We start from the raw sequence: 19,475 nt of genomic DNA, 5'->3' as shown, positions 1-19,475 counted from the left end.
CCCGGAGTTATATCTTTCAGGTGTAAGTGTATCGCGACCAAAGGGAATGGCAAAACCAATGAGCGGACAAAATACCGTGACACCCAGTGCAGACAGCCTGATCGAAGCCGCCAAGGCCGCAAAAACGCGCGGAACCCCGCCGCTTGAGAAGTGGAACCCGGAATTCTGCGGCGATCTGGACATGCAAATCAAACGCGACGGGACGTGGTTCTACCAAGGCACGCCGATTGGGCGGATCGAATTGGTCAAATTGTTCGCTTCGATTCTCTGGCGCGAGGGGGATGACTATTTCCTCAAGTCCCCGGTCGAGAAGGTGGGCATCACGGTCGAAGATGCGCCCTTTGTCGCCGTGGATTTCGAGGCCGAAGGCGAGGGCGAGGCGCAGCAGTTGCGGTTTCTCACCAACCTAGGCGATGTGGCCGAGGCGGGGCCGGAGCATCCGATCCGCGTGGTCCGTGATGAGGAGACGGGCGAGCCTTCACCCTATGTGCTGCTGCGCCGGAACCTTGAGGCGCTGATCGACCGCAAGAGCTTTTACCGCTTGGTCGATCTGGGCGAGCACCGCGATGGCTGGTTTGGTGTCTGGTCGGGTGGGGAATTCTTTGGCATCATCCCGTCGGAAGACCTGCCGTAAAGCCATCGAAAGCCCGAAATGCCGCTGATACCTGCCGCCAACCTGTCGCTGCTCTGGTCGGAGTTGCCCTATCTGGATCGGTTCGACGCGGCGGCAGAGGCGGGATTTGGCGCGGTCGAAGTGTTGTTTCCCTATGACATCCCCGCGAAAGAGACGCAGCGCGCCTTGCTGCGCAACGGGTTAACGCTTGCTCTGATCAATGCCCCACCGCCGAATTATACCGGTGGCCAGCCCGGCTTTGCGGCCATTCCGGGCGGGGAGGCGCGCTTTGCCCATGATATGCGCCGGGTCTGGCGCTATGTCGACGCGCTGCGGCCCAAGATGGTTCATGTCATGGCCGGGGAGGCCGAAGGGCCAGCGGCGGCAGAGGCATTCGTGGCGAACCTCCGTCATGCCGCCGCCGAGGCGCCGCCGGAGGTCACTTTGATGATCGAGCCGCTCTGCCCTGAGGCCAGACCGGGGTATTTCTTGAACGATTACGCTCAGGCGGCGGATCTTCTCGCGGCAGTGAATGTGCCGAATGTGGGGCTGCAGTTCGACAGTTTTCACGCGCAGATGATCCATGGCGATGCCGTGGCGGTATTCGAGGAATATCGCCCCCTAATCCGCCATGTGCAGCTTGGTGACGCGCCGGGGCGTGGGGCGCCGGGCAGCGGTGATGTCGATTTCGACGGGCTCTTTGCCGCGCTGCGGGCGGGTTATGACGGTTTTGTCAGCGGGGAGTATGCGGCGGGCGTGGCGACGGAGCAGACGCTCGGATGGGTGGCCGCCTTAGGTGAATGACACCGGCGTATCGCCGGGCTGCCACTGGGGGTATTTGCTCATCACGCTTTCGAACCGGGGCGCGGTGAGGAACCGGTCGAGCCAGCCGCGCAGGGCGCGCCAGTCCTGCGCGTCGAACCAAGCGCGGTCGATAAAGGCGAATTGCCGCACGAAGGGCAGGATCGCGTAATCGGCCAGCGTCGGGCGGTCGAAGATCCAGTCACCCAGTTGCGCGTCGAGGTCTTGGAGAAAGGCGGCAGCCTTGGCGCGTTGTTCTTGGGGGTCCACATCGGAATAGCGGGTGGCGTATTTGGTGCGGTCGAGCGCGTCTTTGAACGGGCCATCGGCGCGGGTGATCCAATCGTGCCCCTCGGGCGGCATGTCGAGCCAGCCTTCGGGATCGTTCTGGGCCAGCGCCCATTTCATGATGTCGAGGCTTTCGTCGATGGGGCCGGTTTCGGTGACGAGGCAAGGGACGGTGGCGGTGGGGGATGCCGAGAGGAATGCTTGCGGTTTGTCCCGCAGGACGACTTCGCGCAGGTGGACGGGCGTTTGCGCGGCGGCAATGGCGAGGCGGGCGCGCATGGCGTAGGGGCAGCGGCGGAAGGAGTAGAGGATTGAGGTCATGGGGAGTATTTAGGTGACATGGGCAAGATGTACAAAGGGCCATGGCCTGACCGCGGGTCGGCGACCGGGCAGAGGTTTCTGCCACTTTATGGCTCATCCGTGATGTGTGCTCGAAAGGGTATGCCCAGCCTCACCAAATCGCCTACCCGGGGGGGGGGCAGGCGATGGCCCGGTGCCTGCGGCTTGATTCCGGGCCGGTGCTTCATTTCACCCTATTGAAACGGTGTCGGGGGAAGTCCCTTACCGGCAAAGCGCGCCACATCATCCACCCGCTTCGACCGTGCCGTCGTGGTCCGCGCCGCGTCGATCCATGCCAGCGCATCGGCGCGCAACTCATCGCTGTATCCGTTCCAGCCCGCCTGTGCGCCGGTCTCTTCCAGCGCTTGGGCGAGGTCTTCGGGGAGGTCTATATGCTCCATCAATGCGCCTCCGCCCAGTTGGCACCGACGCCGGCATCGACGATCAGCTTTACATCAAGCTTCACCACCGGATCATTGGCGTTCTCCATCACCTCGCGCGCGGCGGCGATCAGCGCGTCTTCGGCCCCTTTTTCCACTTCGAACAGCAGTTCATCGTGCACCTGCAACAGCATCGTCGCGGGCAGATCGGCGATGGCCTCGGGCATCCGCACCATGGCGCGGCGGATCACGTCGGCGGCGGTGCCTTGGATCGGCGCGTTGATCGCGGCGCGGGCGGCGAAACCGGCTTGCGGCCCCTTGGCGCCGATGTTGGGCGTGTTGATCTTACGGCCAAAAAGCGTCTGCACATAGCCGTGCTCTTTGGCGAAGGCCTTGGTGTCGTCCATATAGGTGCGGATGCCGGGGAAGCGTTCGAAGTAACGGTCGATAAAGCCCTGCGCCTCGGCCCGTGGAATGCGCAGGTTGCGCGCGAGGCCGAAGCCGGAGATGCCGTAGATCACACCGAAGTTGATCGCCTTGGCGTTGCGGCGAATTTCCGGGGTCATCTGATCCATCGGCACGTCAAACATCTCGGACGCTGTCATGGCGTGGATGTCGTCGCCGCGGGCAAAGGCTTCCTTCAGCGCGTCGATCTGCGCGATATGCGCAAGGATGCGCAGCTCGATCTGGCTGTAGTCCAGCGCCACCAGCACTTTGCCCTCGGGGGCGACGAAAGCCTCACGAATGCGGCGGCCTTCTTCGGAGCGGATCGGGATGTTTTGTAGGTTCGGATCGGTGGAGGCCAGACGCCCCGTCGCCGCGCCCGCGATGGAATAGCAGGTGTGCACCCGGCCCGTGTCGGCGTTCACATGGTCTTGCAGCGCGTCGGTATAGGTCGACTTCAGTTTGGACAGTTGCCGCCAGTCCAGCACCCGACGGGCGAGGTCATGTTCGGTGGCCAGATCCTCCAGCACATCCGCGCCGGTGGAATATTTGCCGGTCTTGCCCTTTTTGCCGCCCTCAAGCCCCATCTTGCCAAACAGGATTTCACCCAGCTGCGCGGGGGAGCCGACGTTGAACGTCTCTCCGGCCAGCTCGTGAATATCAGCCTCTAGCCCCGCCATTTTCTGGGCGAAAGCATTGGACATCCGGCTGAGCGTGTCGCGGTCGACGAGTATCCCCGAACGTTCCATCTGGGCCAACACGGGCACCAACGGGCGCTCAAGCGTTTCGTAGACTTTGGTCACTTCGGCGCGGTGCAGCTGCGGCTTGAAGAGTTTCCACAGGCGCAGGGTGACATCGGCGTCTTCGGCGGCATAGGGCACCGCGTCTTCCATCGGCACCTTGTCAAAAGTCACGGCAGATTTGCCGCTGCCCAATAGCGGTTTAATCGGCAGGGGCGTGTGGCCGAGGTAACGTTCCGAGAGCGTGTCCATCCCATGCCCGTGCAGGCCTGCGTGCATCGCGTAGGACATCAGCATAGTGTCGTCGGTGGGTGCTACGGTGATGCCGAGTTGGGCAAAGATTTTGCCGTCGTATTTCATGTTTTGCCCGATTTTCAGGATCGCAGGATCCTCCAGCATCGGGGTCAGCAGTTGCAGCGCTTCCTCAATCGGCATCTGGCCGGGCGCGAGGTCATCGGAGCCGAACAGGTCATCGCTGCGGCTGGCCTTGTGGGTCAGCGGGATATAGCAGGCCTGCCCGGCCTCAACCGACAGCGACACGCCGACCAGTTCGGCGGTCATCTCGTTCAGGCCGGTGGTTTCCGTATCGACAGCGACATAGCCGACCTCATAAATCCGGTCGAGCCAAACGCGCAGCGCCTCGGCGTCGCTGACCTGCTCATATTTGCTGTGGTCGAAGGGCACATCCGCGACCTGCGGTGCGTCGGCCACGGCAGGCGCTGGCGCGTCGGGGATGGCGGGGGCTTCGCGGCCCAGCACTTCGGCCACGCGTTTTGACAGGGTGCGGAATTCCATCTCAGACAGGAAGCCGAGCAGGCGGTCGGCATCGGGGTCGCGCACTTCGAGGTCGTCGATGGTGAAGTCGATGGGCGTGTTTTCATCGAGCAGCACGAGGCTGCGGCTCAGGCGGATTTGTTCGGCATGGTCGATCAGGGTCTGGCGGCGTTTGGGCTGTTTGATCTCGCTCGCGCGTTCCAGCAGCGCATCCAGATCGCCGTATTCGTTGATCAGCAGCGCCGCTGTCTTGATGCCGATGCCGGGCGCGCCGGGCACGTTGTCGACCGAATCGCCCGCCAGCGCCTGCACATCCACCACGCGGTCAGGGTAGACACCGAACTTCTCGAAGACGCCATCGCGGTCGATGGTCTTGTTCTTCATCGCGTCCAGCATTTCCACGCCGTCGCCGACAAGCTGCATCAGGTCTTTGTCAGAGCTGATGATCGTGCAACGCCCCCCGGCGGCGCGGGCCTGTACGGCGAGGGTGGCGATGATGTCATCCGCCTCATAGCCCTCAAGCTCTTTGCAGGCGATGTTGAACGCCTCGGTCGCGGTACGGGTCAGCGGGATCTGCGGGCGCAGGTCTTCGGGCATGGCCTCGCGGTTGGCCTTGTACTGGTCGTACATGTCATTGCGGAAAGTGTGGCTGCCCTTGTCGAAGATCACGGCAACATGCGTGGGCGCGTTGGGGCCGGTGTTGCCCTCAACATAGCGGTGCAGCATGTTGCAAAACCCAGCCACGGCGCCGATGGGCATGCCGTCGGATTTGCGCGTCAGCGGTGGCAGGGCGTGATAGGCGCGAAAGATGAAGGCCGAGCCGTCGATCAGATGCAGGTGGTGGCCTTTGCCGAATGTCATATGAATGCTCCGCTGGATTGGCGACCCTTTTGCCACGAAGCATGGCCCACGGCCAGACGCCAATGCGCCGCGCGGGCAGGTTCGTGCCGTCGGTTCAGGTGTTCAGGTGAGGGCCGGGAAGGCTCAGACTTTGCCTTCGAAATCCGTATGGACGAATTTACAGTCGCAATAGCCGCATTCGACCCAGCCGCGATCTTGGGGGATTTGCAGCCAGACGCGCGGATGGCCAAGCGCGCCTTCGCTGCCGTCGCAGGCCACGCGCCAAGTGTTCACGATGCGGGTTTCGGGCGCTTGCAGGGTCATGGAGTTGGTCCTCGGCTCAGGCGAAAGTTGCCACTCGTTATGACCAAAGCAGGCGCGCGGGGCAAGGGCTCTGCGCGGGAATGGGAGGCTTGTGCACAAAGTGGTTCAAGTGCCAGCCCACAAGGGGTAAAAGGCGCTGAACAGCCACCAAGCCGGAGCAACAGTCTGATGAGCGCCCCCAAACCTGTCGTATTGTGCATCCTTGACGGTTGGGGCCTCAGCGAGGTGCCCGAGGGCAACGCCCCCCTGCTGGCCAAGACGCCGAATTTTGACCGGATCATGCAAGCGGGACCAAAGGCGCAGCTGATCACCCATGGCCCCGACGTGGGCCTGCCGCGCGGGCAGATGGGCAATTCCGAGGTTGGCCACACCAATATCGGCGCGGGCCGGGTGGTGGCGATGGATCTGGGGCAGATTGATTTGGCGATCGAAGAAGGCAGCTTTGCCGAGAATGCGCGGCTGCGGGGTTTTATCGCCAAACTCAAGGAAACCGGCGGCACGGCGCATCTGATGGGCGTCGTCTCGGACGGGGGGGTGCATGGGCATCTGAGCCATATGGTCGCCGCCGCCCGCGCGCTGGATGCGGCGGGACTGCCGGTGGTGATCCATGCGGTGACAGATGGGCGCGACGTGGCACCGTCTTCAGCGCTTGGCTATTTCGAGACGCTGGAGGCGGCGCTGCCCGAAGGCGTCAGGATCGTCACCGTGACAGGGCGCTATTTCGCGATGGACCGCGACAACCGTTGGGACCGGGTGGGCAAGGCTTCGGCGGCAATTCTGCGCGGCGAAGGGCAGGCGTTTCCCGATGCCCGCGCAGCGGTGCAGGCCGCCTACGGGCGGGGCGAGACGGATGAGTTCTTTGCCGCCAGTGTGATCGACGGCTATGCGGGGGCGGCGACGGGCGACGGGCTCTTCTGCCTTAACTTCCGCGCCGATCGCGCGCGCGAGATCATGGCGGCCTTGGGCGATCCGGGGTTCGACGCCTATGACACCGGCCCGCGCCCCGATTGGGCGGCGCTGATGGGCATGGCGGAATATTCCAAAGACCACGCCGCCTATATGACCACGATGTATCCCAAGCCGGACATCAAAAACACGCTGGGGGATTGGGTGGCGCAACAGGGGCTGCGGCAGTTCCGTTTGGCCGAGACCGAGAAATATCCCCATGTGACCTTTTTCCTCAACGGGGGTGTCGAAACCCCGGCGACGGGCGAAGACCGCAACATGCCCAAGTCGCCCGATGTCGCGACCTATGACATGCAGCCCGAGATGTCCTGCGCCGAGGTGACGGATCAGTTCGTGCAGGCGATCGAGGCGGGCTATGACCTGATCGTGGTGAATTACGCCAACCCCGATATGGTCGGCCATACCGGTGATCTTGAGGCAGCGATTGCGGCTTGCGAAGCGGTGGACGCGGGCCTTGGCCGGGTGCTCAAGGCGCTGGAAAAGGCGGGCGGCGCGATGATCGTTACGGCGGATCACGGCAATTGCGAGATGATGATCGACCCCGAGACAGGCGGCGCGCATACGGCGCATACGCTTAACCCTGTGCCGGTGGTGGCGGTGGGCGCGCCCGAAGGGACCGCCCTGCGCGACGGGCGTCTGGCCGATCTGGCACCGACGGTGCTGGAGTTGATAGGCCTGCCGCAGCCCGAAGAAATGACCGGGAAAAGCCTGCTGACATGAAGCATTTCGCCGCGGCTGTTGTTTTTGCCTGCCTGCCCCTGATGGCACAGGCGCAGGCCGATGAGGCCGCCGCGGAGGCACGCGCGGCCGCGACCGCGTTGGAGGCGGCAGGGGCGCGGCTCGATCAAGCCGATGGCGCGCGCGACCGGGTGCAGGCGCTGACCGAAACGATTCAGGCGTTTGAGGCGGGGCTTGCCGCGATGCGGGCAGGGCTGCGTCAGGCGGCGATCAACGAGGCACAGCTTAGCCGCAAGCTACAGGCGCGCGAGGGCGAGGTGGCGCAGTTCTTGGGCGTTTTGCAAAGCATCGGCGGTGATCCGTCGCCCGTGGTGCTGCTGCACCCCGATGGCCCGATGGGTACTGCGCGTGCCGGGATGTTGCTGGCGGAATTGACGCCCGCGCTCAACGCCCGCGCCGATGCACTGCGCCAAGACTACGAAGACATCAAAACCCTGCGTGCCTTGCAGACCGATGCGGCACAGCGCTTGCAAGAGGGGCTGACCGAAGTGCAGCGCGCCCGCACCGCGCTCAATCAGGCGATGGCCAACCGTACCGATCTGCCCACGCGCTTTACCGAAGACCCGGTGCGCACCGCGATCCTGATTGCCTCGACCGAGACATTGGATGGCTTTGCCAGTGGCCTGTCCGAGATCACCACCGGCGCGGAAGAACCCGCCCCGGTGAACCTTGACGGTCAGGTGGGCGAGCTGCCCTTGCCCGCCCAAGGTTTGGTGCTGCGCAAGGCGGGAGAGACGGATTCGGCTGGGGTCACACGGCCCGGCATGATCCTTGCCACCCGCCCCCGCGCCATCGTCACCAGCCCCGCGGCGGCGACGATCCGCTACGTGGGTCCGTTGCTGGATCTGGGCAATGTCGTGATCCTTGAGCCGCAGGTTGACACGCTGTTTGTGCTGGCGGGGCTGGATATCGTTTACGGCCAAGCCGGGCAGGTGATTGCCGGTGGCACGCCCATCGGGTTGATGGGCGGGCCGGAAAGCGGCACAAGTTCCCAGATGTCACCAAATGGTGAAGGCACTGGCACTGACCGGACGGAAACGCTCTATATAGAAGTCAGGCAAGACAACACACCTCAGGACCCGGCAGACTGGTTCCGCACCGACAAGGATGGATAGCAGATGAAGAAATTCGTGATGGCAGCCGTTGCAGGCACGGTCGCGGGGGTGGTGGCAACCACTCAGATCGCCGGACCGCTGCTGGCGCAAGAGGCCGAGAAGACGACAAATGTTTACGAACAGCTTGATCTTTTCGGAGATATTTTCGAACGCATCCGCGCGCAATATGTCGAAGATGTCGACCCCGGTGACCTGATCGAAGCCGCCATCAACGGTATGCTGACCTCGCTTGATCCGCATTCGTCCTACCTGTCGCCCAAGGACGCCGAAAAGATGCGCGAGCAGACGCGCGGCGAATTCGGGGGTTTGGGCATCGAGGTTACCCAAGAAGAGGGTTTCGTCAAAGTCGTCTCGCCCATTGATGGCACCCCTGCTGCTGAGGCCGGGATTGAGGCGGGGGATTTCATCACCCATGTCGATGGTGAAAGCCTGTTGGGTCTTGGCCTCGACGACGCGGTCGAGATGATGCGCGGGCCGGTGGGGTCAGAGATCCTCATCACCGTGGTGCGCGAAGGGGAGCCCGAGCCCTTCGACGTTTCCATCGTGCGCGACACAATCCAGCTGACCGCCGTGCGCGCCCGGACCGTGGGCAACACCGCCGTGCTGCGTCTGACAACGTTCAACGAACAGACCTATCCCAAGATGAAAGAGGGTCTGGAGCAGCAGATCGAAGACGCGGGTGGCATGGAGAATATCAACGGCATCGTCATTGATATGCGCAACAACCCCGGCGGCTTGCTCAATCAGGCGATTGCCGTGTCGGATGCCTTCCTCGAAGAAGGGGAAATCGTCAGCACCCGTGGCCGCGACATCGAAGATGGTGACCGGGTGAATGCCACGCCGGGTGATCTGGCGATGGGCAAACCGATTGTGGTGCTGATCAACGGCGGCTCTGCCTCGGCCTCGGAAATCGTCGCGGGGGCCTTGCAGGACCACCGCCGCGCCATCGTCATCGGCACCAAGAGTTTCGGCAAAGGGTCGGTTCAGACCGTCATGCCACTGCGCGGCGACGGGGCCATGCGCCTGACCACGGCGCGCTACTACACGCCTTCGGGCCGGTCGATCCAAGCGCTTGGCGTATCGCCTGACATCGTTGTGGCCCAGCCCCCAGCCGCACCGGAGACCGAGGAAGACGAAGCATTGTCGGCACGCCCCCTCCGCTCCGAAGCCGACCTGCGCGGGCGGTTGAACAATGACAGCCTGACCGACGATCAGATCAAACAGATCGAGGACGACCGCGAAAAGGCCCGCAAGGCGGCTGAGCTGCGTGAAGAGGATTACCAACTGGCCTATGCCATCGACATCCTCAAGGGTCTGTCGGCTTTGGGCCCGAACGAGTAAAATATCGTAAACAAGATGCAAAAAGCCCCGCTGGAGACAGCGGGGCTTTTTGTTTGGGGCCGGTCCGTTGGCGGTGGGGCGGGGCAGGACCTAGAGCGCGCCGCGTTCCGATTGCAGTGCGGGGCGGCGCCCGCCTTACCCCGTTTCGCGGCAATGCCGCCGAAAGGCGCGTTTGAGCATGTCGAGTTCGGCCCGCAGCAGGTCCATCTCGGCCCGAATGTCATCGCCAAGCGCTTCATCCGCGATCAGTGTCACATGACCCAAGAGCGCCCCGCTGGTCTTTTCGGTGATAACGAGGGTCTGCACCCCATCGGCAATCGCCTCGGGTGGGAGGGCGAAGGAGAGGTGCCAGCGCCCCTCGGTCCCTTCGGCTTCCAGTGTCACCTCTGCCACCCCTTTGCCTTCATGCGTCACGCTGATCTGCGGGGTGTCGGTGCCGTCCTGGGCGGTCAGCACGCCGTGCCAGATGCCTTGGCGCAATACAGTCTTGGTCAGGTCAAAGTGGCTCATGACGGGGTCCTAGATCTGGGCGCGGGGGCGGCGCGAGAAAGTGAGGTCGCGCAGCACGACTTGGTTCATGTCCGGCCCCTCAAAAATAAGGTCGATCCATGCCGCCTCGATCCGCTTTTCGTTGAGCTTGCTATAGGCCAGATCGAATTCGACGCTGATGTTTTCCTGACCAACGGGCAGTTCGCGGACGATCTGTTCGGTGTTCGGACCATGGCGGATGTTGAGCCGGGCAAAGATCTCAAGCGGGTGTTCCAATTGCACGATCGTATCCATGCGGATCAGGTGGCGGCGTTTCAATCCGGTGATGGCGTCGGTGGGCAGGTTAATCACCAGCGACAGGAAAGACCCATCAAATTTGAAGACATCGAGTTGCAGCCCATAGGGGGCCAAATCGGCCTCGCGCAGGTTGCGCAACTGGCGCAGGGTCAGTTCCGATTGCGCGCAATCGTGGAATAGGGTCACTTCCTCGCCCAGTGTCGATTTGGTTTCGACCGACGACATCCCCGGCGTGGCAAGCGGGCCGCGCCAAAGCTCGGGCCGCCATGCCCAATCGGCGTTATGCGGTTTCGGAAAGCCGCTGGCGCCAATCGCGGGCAGGGCGAGGCGGTCTTCTGCGCGGTGAATCAGACGATCCAGTTGGGCGCGCAGCAGCCGGGCGCGGCTGCGTTGGCGGCGCAGGGTGGCAAGATCGACCGTGGCGGCCTTGCGAGCCGCATCGGCCCAACGTTGCAGCGCGCGGGCATAGAGCTTGCTCTCCAGATAGCCGCTGGGGAAGTTGACCATGAACCTGCGCCTCTCGTTTTGTCGCAGTCTATGCAAGGCGGGCATTTCGTTCAAATGAATAGCCCCCGTGATTGTTTCCGGGGGCGGGCAGTGTTGCCAATTTGGAAACAACGGGCGGGTCAGCTGCCCGCGGCGGCACTCTTCGCGCTTTTGCTGTGGCTTTGTCGGATCAGGTCTGCGACCAGTGCGCGGCCCTCTTCGGAAATGGCGCGGCTTTGCGGTGCGCCGTACAGGGTGACGCTGGCGACATGGCCGCCGATCCGTGCCATGCCGCGCCAGTGGCGGGGCGACATGCCCTCGGCGGGCACCGGCCCTTGGGCCACAAAAATCGTTGCGCCTTCAATGCTGCCGGCCTCTTGCAGCTGGCTCAGGCCAGTGGCCTCGGCGACCTGTTGCGGGGTGGGTAGAGGGGCTTCTGCCTCGGCCTCGATCAGCGCCAGCGTTAGGATGCCACGCGGCGCGGCGGTGACCACATCCGGTAGGCCAAGCGCATCGCAGCGCGCCATCAGGGCAAAGCGGCGTTTGAGGCTTTTGGGGTCGATGCAATAGCCCTGCGGGGGCACCACCTGCACCGCGCCCCCGGCAAGCGCCGTTTGCCGCAGGGGTTTGTCGGGCGCGCCGGTGCCGCCGCCAAAGGAAAAACCCTGACCGCCTTCGCAGGCGGACAGGGTGAGCATAGCAAGTGCCGCAAGAGGGCGCTTAGAGGTCCATGTAATCATGGGTCTCGGCCTGAGCGCCCGGATGTGTCACGGCACCAAGGTAGGTGGGGCCGACAAGCTTGGCATATTTCCACAGCGCGCCGCTTTGGTAGTTCGTCGCACGGGGGCCAGCCCAGCCTTTGCGGCGCTCGGCTAGTTCATCCTCGCTCAGATCGACGCTGATGCTGCCGGTGATGGCATCAAGGGTGATCATGTCGCCGTTTTTCAGCAGCGCAATCGGCCCGCCGTGCGCGGCCTCTGGCCCCACGTGACCGACGCAGAAACCGCGCGTCGCACCCGAGAAACGGCCATCGGTGATCAGCGCCACCTTTTTGCCCATGCCCTGACCGGAAAGCGCCGCCGTGGTCGCCAGCATCTCGCGCATGCCGGGGCCGCCTGCGGGGCCTTCGTTGCGGATCACGAAAACGTCGCCTTCGGAATAGGCGCGGTTTTGCACGGCTTCAAAGGCGTCCTGCTCGCATTCGAACACCAGTGCCGGGCCGGTGAAAACGATGTCTTCTTCCGACATGCCCGCGATTTTCACGATGGCGCCTTCGGGGGCAAGGTTGCCTTTGAGGCCGACAACACCGCCGGTCTTGCTGATCGGATTGGCGACCGAGTGGATCACCTTGCCGTCTGCTTCGCGGGTCACTTGATCCAACACTTCGCCCATCGAGTATCCGGTGGCGGTCATGCAGTCTTCGTGAATAAGGCCCGCTTTGCGCAACTCATTCATCACCACCGGCACGCCGCCCGCATCGTAAAGATCTTTGGCCACATAAGCGCCGCCCGGTTTCATATCGACGAAATAGGGCGTGTCGCGGAAGATCTCGCAAACGTCTTCGAGGTAGAACTCGATCCCGGCTTCATGGGCCATGGCGGGCAGGTGCAGGCCCGCGTTGGTCGAGCCGCCGGTGCAGGCCACGATGCGCGCTGCGTTCTCGAAGGCTTCGCGGGTGCAGATGTCACGCGCGCGGATGTTCTTTTCGATCAGGTTCATCACCGCCGCCCCCGAGGCTTCGGCATAGGCGTCACGGCTCTCATAGGGCGCTGGCATGCCCGAAGAGTTCGGCAGCGCGAGGCCGATGGCCTCCGACACGCAGGCCATGGTGTTTGCGGTGAACTGGCCGCCGCAAGCACCCGCCGATGGGCAAGCCACGCGCTCAAGCACGTCCAAAGCGGCCTGCGACATGGAGCCGTTCTGGAAGCGGCCCACGGCTTCGAACATGTCCTGCACGGTCAGGTCACGGCTGGCGAAATCCTCGGGCACATCGGCCCCGGCAGGCGCTTTGCCCGGCAGGATCGACCCGCCATAGAGGAAGACCGACGGCACGTTGAGCCGCAGCATGGCCATCATCATCCCCGGCAGCGACTTGTCACAGCCCGCCAGACCCACGATCGCGTCATAGCAATGGCCGCGCATGGTCAGCTCAACAGTGTCGGCAATCGCCTCACGCGAGGCCAGCGAGGAACGCATGCCCTCATGGCCCATCGCAATGCCATCGGTGACGGTGATGGTGGTGAATTCGCGCGGGGTGCCCTGTTCGGAATGCACGCCTACTTTTACAGCCTGCGCCTGACGGTTCAGCGCGATGTTACAGGGGGCTGCTTCGTTCCAGCAGGTGGCGACGCCCACCAACGGCTGGTGAATCTCTTCTTCGGTCATGCCCATGGCATAGTAGTAAGACCGGTGCGGCGCGCGGGCCGGGCCTTCGGTCACGTGGCGGCTGGGCAGCCGGGATTTGTCGAAGCGGGGCGTGGTGGACATCGGTGGGCTCCTTGAAACGTCTTGAATGGAATAGAGGGGCAGGGGCGGTGCTGCAAGGCTTTGGCGCGTATGAGGCGGGGGAACTGTTGTATCGCAGCGTGTTAGGGCATAGGTTCTGACCTTCTGACGCGGTCGGTTTGACCTGCCCGCAAGCGTGAAAGCCTGGCATATGCTCTGCAAGAACCACCCTCGATCCGACCTGCGCCTCCTATGACGTGGCGGCCCGATTACAGCGCCCATGCGGCCTTCGTCGCGCCCGCACGCGCCTCATCGGCGCTTTGGCGGTTTTTCTTGGGGTTGTTCGTGGCGGTGGTGGCCTATGTCGCGCTGAACGAGCTTTATTTTCAGACGGTCTATGCGCTGGCAGGCACGGCGGCGGCATCGCTGCATGGCAACCTGCTTGAAGGGGCCACGCCGCAGGCCATGTATCTGCTGCTGTTCAGCTTTGGGACCATGGCGATGGCGGTCGGTGTGACTGTGCGGGTCGTACACCGGCGCAGCGCGGGCAGCTTGCTGGGCGTGCCGGGGCGGCTTTGGCCGAGTTTTCGCGCGGTGTCCCTTGCTATGCTGGCCCTTGGGGCGGTGCTGCTGGTCCTGCCGCCGTGGGACATGGGCGGCGAACTGACGCCGAACCTGCCGCTTGGCCGCTGGCTGCTGCTTTTGCCACTGTCGCTGCTGGCGGTGTTGGTGCAGGTCAGCGCCGAAGAGATCGTCTTTCGCGGCTATGTACAGCAGCAACTGGCGGCACGGTTTCGCTCGCCGCTGATCTGGATGGTCCTGCCCTCGGCGCTTTTCGCGCTTGGTCACTACCTGCCTGCCGAGGCGGGGGAGAATGCGCTGATGGTGGCGCTCTGGGCTGGGGTCTTCGGCATCCTGATGGCTGACCTTACTGCGCGCTCCGGCTCGCTTGGGCCCGCCATCGCGGTGCATCTGTGGAACAATGTCTCTGCCATTCTCATTGTCTCTCTGCCGGATGATCTTTCGGGGCTGGCGCTTTATCTGACGCCGTTTTCGATGGATGACGCGGCGGCGTTGCGGACTTGGTTGCCGGTGGATTTCGCGTTGATGTTGGTGTCGTGGCTCGCGGCAAGGCTGGCGATACGCCGCTGATTGCAATTTCCCCATGCGGGGATTATCTGGAACGGAACCACAGCAGAGGCCTGCCAATGAACTGGATCACAAACTACGTCCGTCCGCGTATCAACTCGATCTTCTCGCGCCGCGAGACGCCGGACAACCTGTGGACCAAGTGTAACGAATGCGGCACCATGCTGTTTCACCGCGAGTTGGCGGATAATCTGAACGTCTGCACCAACTGCGGCCATCACATGCACATCAGCCCGCGCGAGCGGTTCAAGGCGCTGTTCGACGGTGGCATCTTTACCGAGGTGAAGGTCCCTGCACCCACGCCCGACCCGCTGCATTTCAAGGATCAGAAACGCTATCCCGACCGGATGAAGGCCGCGCAAAAGCAGACGGGTGAACATGAAGCCATGCTCGTGGTTACGGGTGAGATTGGCCGCACGCCGATTGTGTCCTGCGCGCAAGACTTTTCGTTCATGGGTGGTTCCATGGGCATGTATGTCGGCAATGCGATCATTGCCGCCGCTGAAGAAGCCGTGAAGCTGAAGCGCCCGCTGGTGCTGTTCTCCGCCGCCGGTGGCGCGCGGATGCAAGAAGGTATCCTGAGCCTGATGCAGATGCCGCGCACCACGGTCGCTGTGCAGATGCTGAAAGAGGCGGGCCTGCCCTATATCGTTGTGCTGACCCATCCCACAACCGGCGGCGTCACCGCGTCCTATGCGATGTTGGGCGACGTGCAGATTGCCGAGCCGAACGCGCTGATCTGCTTTGCCGGGCCGCGTGTGATCGAACAGACCATCCGTGAAAAACTGCCCGAGGGCTTTCAGCGGGCGGAATATCTGCTCGACCATGGGATGCTCGACCGGGTGACCAAGCGGACCGAGATGCGTGATGAATTGATCACCATTACCCGCATGCTGATGGGCCTGCCGCCCGCCGTGCGCGGTGACCTGCCCGCGCCCGAAGAAGTGGAGGTGGCCGAGGCCGCCGCCGCCGTTCAGGCCGCAGCGGAGTTGCCCGCCGACACGCCCAAGAAGAAATGAGCACGCCTTCATCGGATGTCATCCTTGAACGGATGATGGCGCTGCACCCCAAGATCATCGATCTGACGCTTGACCGGATGTGGCGGCTGCTGGAGGCATTGGGCAACCCCCAAAACAACCTGCCGCCGGTGATCCACATTGCGGGCACCAATGGCAAAGGGTCGACCCAAGCGATGATTCGCGCGGGGCTAGAGGCGGCGGGCAAGACGGTGCACGCCTATACCTCACCCCATCTGGCGCGGTTTCATGAGCGTATCCGCGTTGCAGGGCAGTTGATCTCAGAGCCCGATCTGGCGGCCGTGTTAGATGAATGCCACGCCGCCAATGGCGGCGGAGAGATCACCTATTTCGAGATCACCACCTGCGCCGCCATCCTCGCTTTTTCGCGCAGCAGAGCCGATTACACGCTGCTGGAGGTGGGGCTAGGCGGGCGCTTGGATGCGACAAATGTGATCGACCCGGCGCTGACCGTGATCACCCCGGTGTCGGTCGATCATCAGCAGTATTTGGGCGAAACGCTGGCCGAAATCGCGGGCGAGAAGGCTGGCATTATCAAGCGTCTTGTGCCCTGTGTGGTCGGCCCGCAGCAAGACCCCGCGCTTGAGGTGATCGAAGACCGCGCCGCGAAACTGGGCGCGCCGCTTTTGGCCTATGGCCAGCAATGGCATGTCGCGCCCGAAGCAGGGCGCATGGTCTATCAAGATGAGCGCGGCTTGCTTGATCTGCCGCGCCCCAATCTGCCCGGCGACCATCAGATCATGAACGCGGGGGCCGCGCTGGCGGCGCTGCGCCAGCTTGGGATCGATGCAGAGGCTTGCGAGGCTGCAGTGACGCAGGCGCAGTGGCCCGCGCGGATGCAGCGGCTGTCAGAGGGGCCGCTGGCCCGCATGGCACCCGAGGGTGAGCTTTGGCTGGACGGCGGGCACAACCCCGCCGCAGGCGTGGCGCTGGCCGCGACGCTGGCCGCTTTGCCGAAACGCCCGACGCATCTAATCTGCGGCATGTTGAACACCAAGGATATCGCCGGATACTTGCGCCCCTTGGCGGCAGAGGCGGCAAGTCTGACCGCCGTGTCGATCCCCGGCGAGGCGGCGACCCTACCTGCCGAGGCGACGGCCAAAGTGGCGCGTGATGTCGGGTTCGAGACCGCCGAGGCCGAGAATGTCACCGCGGCGCTCAAGGCGATCATCGCCCGCGAACCCCATGCGCGTGTGCTGATCTGCGGCTCACTCTACCTTGCCGGTAGCGTGTTGCGTGAAAACGTCTAGTTAACCATATTTGGGTGTACCGCTGCTGCGAAGTGCAGATGTGGTGTATCTTGGTCTTAGGAAGTCTCCCCTTTCGAATTTGACCGAGGTGTCCCCATGCGCAATTTCAGCCAGTCCGCGCGTCACGATCAGGACGATGCACGGAAATATCAATTTATCTTCATGGCCATAGGTGTCGCCATCATCGCAGGCGGCCTGTGGTGGCTTTATGAAGTCGAGCGGCCTTATCACCCGATTTTGCAGGGCAATGACCTGCATATGCAGCCGGTAAGTGATTCCTGATTTGGCGGCAGGGGGCGGTCAGCGCCCCCAGTCTTCCCCCTGCATTTCGCGCAGTCTGGAGGCTGTGCGCTCGAACTCAAAGGTGCCTTCGCCTTCGAGATAGAGCATTTCCGGCGCGGCGGCGGCAGAGCAGATCAGCCGCACCTTCGCCTCATAAAGCGCGTCGATGAGCGTGACAAAGCGCTTGGCCTCGTTAAAGTTCGAGCGGCCGAGGGTGGGGATGTTGTCCAGCAGTAGCACCCGCACGGCCTGCGCCAGCGCGAGGTAATCCGCGGCCCCCAAGGGCTGCCCGCAAAGCGCGTGGAAACCGGCGCGGGCCATGCCGTTGTGAAAGGCCGGGATCACCACTTCGCGGCCCTTGACGTGAAGGGTCAGCGGCTCGCCCTTTGTGCCTGCCAGATCGTCCCAAACCGCATTCATCGCGGCGCGGCTCTCGGCGTTGACGGGGGTGAAATAGACCTGCGACCCGGCCAGCCGATCTTGGCGGTAGTCGGTCGGGCTGGCAAGTTCATGCACCACCATGCGCTCTTTGATGAGGTCGATGAAAGGGACAAACACCTCGCGGTTGATGCCGTTTTTATACAGGTCATCGGGCAGGCGGTTGGAGGTGGTGACGACCACGACCCCGGCGGCAAAAAGCGCCTCGAACAGGCGGCCCACGATCATCGCGTCGGTGATGTCGGTGATCTGCATCTCGTCGAAAGCGAGCAGGCGCACGCTGTCGGCCACATCGCGGGCAACGGGCGCGATGGCGTCATCCACGCCGGTCTTGCGGACCTCATGCATGGCGTTGTGGATTTCCTGCATGAAGGCGTGGAAATGCACCCGGCGCGCGGGCACGTCGGGCAGATGCGCCACGAACATGTCCATCAGCATCGACTTGCCGCGCCCCACGCCACCCCAGAGGTACAGCCCCTTGGGCGGTTCGGGCGCCTTGCGAAAGAAGCTTTTCTTCGGGGGGTTGGCCAGCGCATCGCGGATGCGGTCAAACTCCGCCATGACGGTTTCTTGGGCCGGGTCGGCCTGTAGCTTGCCCTCGGCGACAAGCCGGGCATAGGTTTCGCGCATATTGCTCATGGCGGGAGAGATAGCGTGCTGGTGGGGGAGAGGAAAGGTGGTCTTGTGTGGCAGAGTGCGTAGCAACTGAGGGCCATCGGCTGCCCGCGGGTCGGCGATCCGCGGCAGGTCGCTGCCACTTTATGGCTCAACCATGATGTGCGTTTGCCAAGTCTCACCTAGCCGTACTAAATCGCCTACCCGTCCGGGCGGGCAGGCGATGGCCCGGCGCCTGCGGCTTGATTCCGGGCCGAGTGTGTTTACCAGTCCGTCGGCCCCTTCTCGGCAAATTCATGCACGAGGAAGTCGATGAACGCCCGCACCTTCGGCTGGGTGAACCGGCCCGGAGGATAGACGGCGTAGATGCCTTGGGTTTCCAGCGGCAGTTCGGGGATGGCATCCTCGACCAACCCTTTCTCCATCGCATCGGCGTAAAGAAAGCTCGGCAGATAGGCGATCCCCAGTCCCGAAATCGCGGCGTTCAAAAGGCTCTGCCCGTCATTGACCGACAGCCAGCCCGCCGTGCGGACCTGCCGCTTTTCACCCGAAGGTGCGGTCAGTTTCCACACATTGCCAGACGACTGGTTCGAGTAATGCAGCAGCTTGTGATTGTTCAGATCATCGATCTTTTCCGGCCGCCCGTACTGCTCGAAATACTTCGGGCTGGCGATCATGCGTTTGGTCGTCTCGGTCAGCTTGCGCGCGCGCAGGGTGCTGTCCTCCAACTCTCCGATGCGCACGGCCATGTCGAACCCTTCCGAGATCAGCTCAACGTAACGGTTGTTCAGCACCATGTTCACCGTGATGTCGGGAAAGTCCTGCAAGAACTCCGACAAAGCGGGCGACAGGTGATTGACGCCGAAATCCGTCGCCACCGAAATCCGCAACAGCCCCGAGGGCGCGGATTGCATCGAGGTGACCAGCGCATCGGCCTCGCCTGCGTCGTTCAGCACGCGGCGGGCGCGGTCGTAATAGGCCAGCCCGATCTCCGTGGGCGACACGCGGCGGGTGGTACGGTTAAGCAACCGCGCCCCCAAGCGGGCCTCAAGTGAGGATACATGCTTTGAGACGGCGGATTTCGAGATCCCCATCTTCTTGGCAGCATCTGTAAAGCCGCCTTGATCCACCACTGTGGCAAACGCTTCCATTTCCGTAAGGCGGTCCATTGCCTGTCCCTTCGCATTGATCTTGTTGCCCTCAGGTATGGGCGGCAATTCAGGCAGGATCGGGGCAGAGGCAAGACAGTCCCGTGGTCTTTGCAGGGATCGTTCATGGCATGGA

The 19,475-nt window shown here is 63.2% G+C and carries 19 protein-coding genes; 9 read left to right on the top strand and 10 right to left on the bottom strand.

Annotated features, from left to right (window positions below; genetic code table 11):
- The first annotated feature begins 58 nt into the window (after nucleotides 1–58).
- Both K3762_RS16770 and K3762_RS16765 read left to right on the top strand, forming a co-directional pair.
- Complete coding sequence (locus K3762_RS16770; protein WP_120352018.1) at nucleotides 59–634, top strand: DUF1285 domain-containing protein; 576 nt, start codon at nucleotides 59–61, stop codon at nucleotides 632–634.
- An 18-nt stretch (nucleotides 635–652) separates the two neighbouring features.
- Nucleotides 653–1,417 carry a hydroxypyruvate isomerase family protein gene (locus K3762_RS16765; RefSeq protein WP_206054273.1) on the top strand — a complete coding sequence of 255 codons (765 nt, stop codon included), beginning with the start codon at nucleotides 653–655 and terminating at the stop codon, nucleotides 1,415–1,417.
- Here the strand turns inward: K3762_RS16765 and K3762_RS16760 are convergent.
- The 4 genes from K3762_RS16760 to K3762_RS16745 all read right to left on the bottom strand — a co-directional run bounded on the left by K3762_RS16760 (nucleotide 1,406) and on the right by K3762_RS16745 (nucleotide 5,543).
- Nucleotides 1,406–2,023: a glutathione S-transferase gene (locus K3762_RS16760; protein WP_260010643.1), complete on the bottom strand. Its 618-nt coding sequence runs from the start codon at nucleotides 2,021–2,023 to the stop codon at nucleotides 1,406–1,408. The genes K3762_RS16765 and K3762_RS16760 overlap by 12 nt on opposite strands.
- A 212-nt stretch (nucleotides 2,024–2,235) precedes the next feature.
- A complete protein-coding gene (locus tag K3762_RS16755; RefSeq protein ID WP_132443856.1) occupies nucleotides 2,236–2,442 on the bottom strand; it encodes a YdeI/OmpD-associated family protein in 207 nt (68 codons plus the stop codon).
- Nucleotides 2,442–5,240 (bottom strand): DNA polymerase I, encoded by a 2,799-nt coding sequence (gene polA / locus K3762_RS16750; protein ID WP_260010642.1) that lies wholly within the window; start codon nucleotides 5,238–5,240, stop codon nucleotides 2,442–2,444. Before polA ends, K3762_RS16755 begins: the two co-directional genes overlap by 1 nt.
- A 123-nt stretch (nucleotides 5,241–5,363) precedes the next feature.
- Nucleotides 5,364–5,543: a zinc-finger domain-containing protein gene (locus K3762_RS16745; RefSeq protein WP_067622513.1), complete on the bottom strand. Its 180-nt coding sequence runs from the start codon at nucleotides 5,541–5,543 to the stop codon at nucleotides 5,364–5,366.
- Between the two features lie 168 nt (nucleotides 5,544–5,711).
- Between K3762_RS16745 and gpmI the strand changes: the two genes are divergently transcribed.
- From gpmI to K3762_RS16730, 3 genes are read left to right on the top strand one after another with little or no spacing between them, the layout of a single operon-like run.
- On the top strand, nucleotides 5,712–7,229 hold the full coding sequence (gene gpmI / locus K3762_RS16740; RefSeq protein WP_260010641.1) for a 2,3-bisphosphoglycerate-independent phosphoglycerate mutase: 1,518 nt from the start codon (nucleotides 5,712–5,714) through the stop codon (nucleotides 7,227–7,229).
- Nucleotides 7,226–8,362: a murein hydrolase activator EnvC gene (locus K3762_RS16735; protein ID WP_132443854.1), complete on the top strand. Its 1,137-nt coding sequence runs from the start codon at nucleotides 7,226–7,228 to the stop codon at nucleotides 8,360–8,362. The genes gpmI and K3762_RS16735 overlap by 4 nt, the downstream gene beginning before the upstream one ends.
- A gap of 3 nt (nucleotides 8,363–8,365) precedes the next feature.
- A complete protein-coding gene (locus K3762_RS16730; protein WP_067629308.1) occupies nucleotides 8,366–9,703 on the top strand; it encodes a S41 family peptidase in 1,338 nt (445 codons plus the stop codon).
- Nucleotides 9,704–9,838: 135 nt separating this feature from the next.
- Here K3762_RS16730 and K3762_RS16725 read toward each other — a convergent pair whose 3' ends face one another.
- From K3762_RS16725 to ilvD, 4 genes are all read right to left on the bottom strand, one after another.
- Entirely contained in the window at nucleotides 9,839–10,213 is a 375-nt protein-coding gene (locus K3762_RS16725) for a hypothetical protein (protein ID WP_260010635.1), read from the bottom strand.
- A 9-nt stretch (nucleotides 10,214–10,222) separates the two neighbouring features.
- Nucleotides 10,223–10,996: a DUF6478 family protein gene (locus tag K3762_RS16720; RefSeq protein ID WP_260010634.1), complete on the bottom strand. Its 774-nt coding sequence runs from the start codon at nucleotides 10,994–10,996 to the stop codon at nucleotides 10,223–10,225.
- 119 nt (nucleotides 10,997–11,115) lie between these two features.
- Entirely contained in the window at nucleotides 11,116–11,673 is a 558-nt protein-coding gene (locus K3762_RS16715; RefSeq protein ID WP_260010632.1) for a hypothetical protein, read from the bottom strand.
- Between the two features lie 22 nt (nucleotides 11,674–11,695).
- Complete coding sequence (ilvD, locus tag K3762_RS16710) at nucleotides 11,696–13,462, bottom strand: dihydroxy-acid dehydratase (protein WP_260010630.1); 1,767 nt, start codon at nucleotides 13,460–13,462, stop codon at nucleotides 11,696–11,698.
- Nucleotides 13,463–13,672: 210 nt separating this feature from the next.
- Between ilvD and K3762_RS16705 the strand changes: the two genes are divergently transcribed.
- The 4 genes from K3762_RS16705 to K3762_RS16690 all read left to right on the top strand — a co-directional run bounded on the left by K3762_RS16705 (nucleotide 13,673) and on the right by K3762_RS16690 (nucleotide 17,138).
- The gene (locus K3762_RS16705; protein WP_132443850.1) at nucleotides 13,673–14,572 is read left to right on the top strand and encodes a CPBP family intramembrane glutamic endopeptidase; all 900 of its coding nucleotides are present in this window, start codon (nucleotides 13,673–13,675) and stop codon (nucleotides 14,570–14,572) included.
- A 56-nt stretch (nucleotides 14,573–14,628) separates the two neighbouring features.
- Nucleotides 14,629–15,588, top strand: coding sequence for an acetyl-CoA carboxylase, carboxyltransferase subunit beta (accD, locus tag K3762_RS16700; protein WP_067941664.1), 960 nt, complete (start codon nucleotides 14,629–14,631; stop codon nucleotides 15,586–15,588).
- A complete protein-coding gene (locus K3762_RS16695) occupies nucleotides 15,585–16,856 on the top strand; it encodes a folylpolyglutamate synthase/dihydrofolate synthase family protein (RefSeq protein ID WP_260010628.1) in 1,272 nt (423 codons plus the stop codon). The genes accD and K3762_RS16695 overlap by 4 nt, the downstream gene beginning before the upstream one ends.
- 96 nt (nucleotides 16,857–16,952) lie before the next feature.
- Nucleotides 16,953–17,138: a hypothetical protein gene (locus K3762_RS16690; RefSeq protein ID WP_067629297.1), complete on the top strand. Its 186-nt coding sequence runs from the start codon at nucleotides 16,953–16,955 to the stop codon at nucleotides 17,136–17,138.
- An 18-nt stretch (nucleotides 17,139–17,156) separates the two neighbouring features.
- Here the strand turns inward: K3762_RS16690 and zapE are convergent, their stop codons facing one another.
- Nucleotides 17,157–18,215: a cell division protein ZapE gene (gene zapE, locus K3762_RS16685; RefSeq protein WP_260010625.1), complete on the bottom strand. Its 1,059-nt coding sequence runs from the start codon at nucleotides 18,213–18,215 to the stop codon at nucleotides 17,157–17,159.
- A gap of 239 nt (nucleotides 18,216–18,454) precedes the next feature.
- Entirely contained in the window at nucleotides 18,455–19,360 is a 906-nt protein-coding gene (locus K3762_RS16680; protein ID WP_067629295.1) for a LysR family transcriptional regulator, read from the bottom strand.
- Nucleotides 19,361–19,475: the final 115 nt, after the last annotated feature.

The sequence above is a fragment of the Sulfitobacter sp. W074 genome, from assembly GCF_025142275.1.
Taxonomy (GTDB): Bacteria; Pseudomonadota; Alphaproteobacteria; order Rhodobacterales; family Rhodobacteraceae; genus Sulfitobacter; species Sulfitobacter profundi.
This window is presented reverse-complemented; position numbering and strand designations above follow the sequence as displayed.

Bases quoted from the DNA above. Each gene is read 5' to 3' on its own strand.
- K3762_RS16730 (WP_067629308.1), top strand. From the start codon at position 8,366: ATGAAGAAATTCGTGATGGCAGCCGTTGCAGGCACGGTCGCGGGGGTG.
- K3762_RS16725 (WP_260010635.1), bottom strand. From the start codon at position 10,213: ATGAGCCACTTTGACCTGACCAAGACTGTATTGCGCCAAGGCATCTGG.
- K3762_RS16735 (WP_132443854.1), top strand. From the start codon at position 7,226: ATGAAGCATTTCGCCGCGGCTGTTGTTTTTGCCTGCCTGCCCCTGATG.
- zapE (WP_260010625.1), bottom strand. From the start codon at position 18,215: ATGAGCAATATGCGCGAAACCTATGCCCGGCTTGTCGCCGAGGGCAAG.
- K3762_RS16695 (WP_260010628.1), top strand. From the start codon at position 15,585: ATGAGCACGCCTTCATCGGATGTCATCCTTGAACGGATGATGGCGCTG.
- polA (WP_260010642.1), bottom strand. From the start codon at position 5,240: ATGACATTCGGCAAAGGCCACCACCTGCATCTGATCGACGGCTCGGCC.
- K3762_RS16765 (WP_206054273.1), top strand. From the start codon at position 653: ATGCCGCTGATACCTGCCGCCAACCTGTCGCTGCTCTGGTCGGAGTTG.
- ilvD (WP_260010630.1), bottom strand. From the start codon at position 13,462: ATGTCCACCACGCCCCGCTTCGACAAATCCCGGCTGCCCAGCCGCCAC.
- K3762_RS16770 (WP_120352018.1), top strand. From the start codon at position 59: ATGAGCGGACAAAATACCGTGACACCCAGTGCAGACAGCCTGATCGAA.
- K3762_RS16680 (WP_067629295.1), bottom strand. From the start codon at position 19,360: ATGGACCGCCTTACGGAAATGGAAGCGTTTGCCACAGTGGTGGATCAA.
- K3762_RS16755 (WP_132443856.1), bottom strand. From the start codon at position 2,442: ATGGAGCATATAGACCTCCCCGAAGACCTCGCCCAAGCGCTGGAAGAG.
- K3762_RS16690 (WP_067629297.1), top strand. From the start codon at position 16,953: ATGCGCAATTTCAGCCAGTCCGCGCGTCACGATCAGGACGATGCACGG.
- K3762_RS16715 (WP_260010632.1), bottom strand. From the start codon at position 11,673: ATGCTCACCCTGTCCGCCTGCGAAGGCGGTCAGGGTTTTTCCTTTGGC.
- K3762_RS16760 (WP_260010643.1), bottom strand. From the start codon at position 2,023: ATGACCTCAATCCTCTACTCCTTCCGCCGCTGCCCCTACGCCATGCGC.
- K3762_RS16705 (WP_132443850.1), top strand. From the start codon at position 13,673: ATGACGTGGCGGCCCGATTACAGCGCCCATGCGGCCTTCGTCGCGCCC.
- accD (WP_067941664.1), top strand. From the start codon at position 14,629: ATGAACTGGATCACAAACTACGTCCGTCCGCGTATCAACTCGATCTTC.
- K3762_RS16745 (WP_067622513.1), bottom strand. From the start codon at position 5,543: ATGACCCTGCAAGCGCCCGAAACCCGCATCGTGAACACTTGGCGCGTG.
- K3762_RS16720 (WP_260010634.1), bottom strand. From the start codon at position 10,996: ATGGTCAACTTCCCCAGCGGCTATCTGGAGAGCAAGCTCTATGCCCGC.
- gpmI (WP_260010641.1), top strand. From the start codon at position 5,712: ATGAGCGCCCCCAAACCTGTCGTATTGTGCATCCTTGACGGTTGGGGC.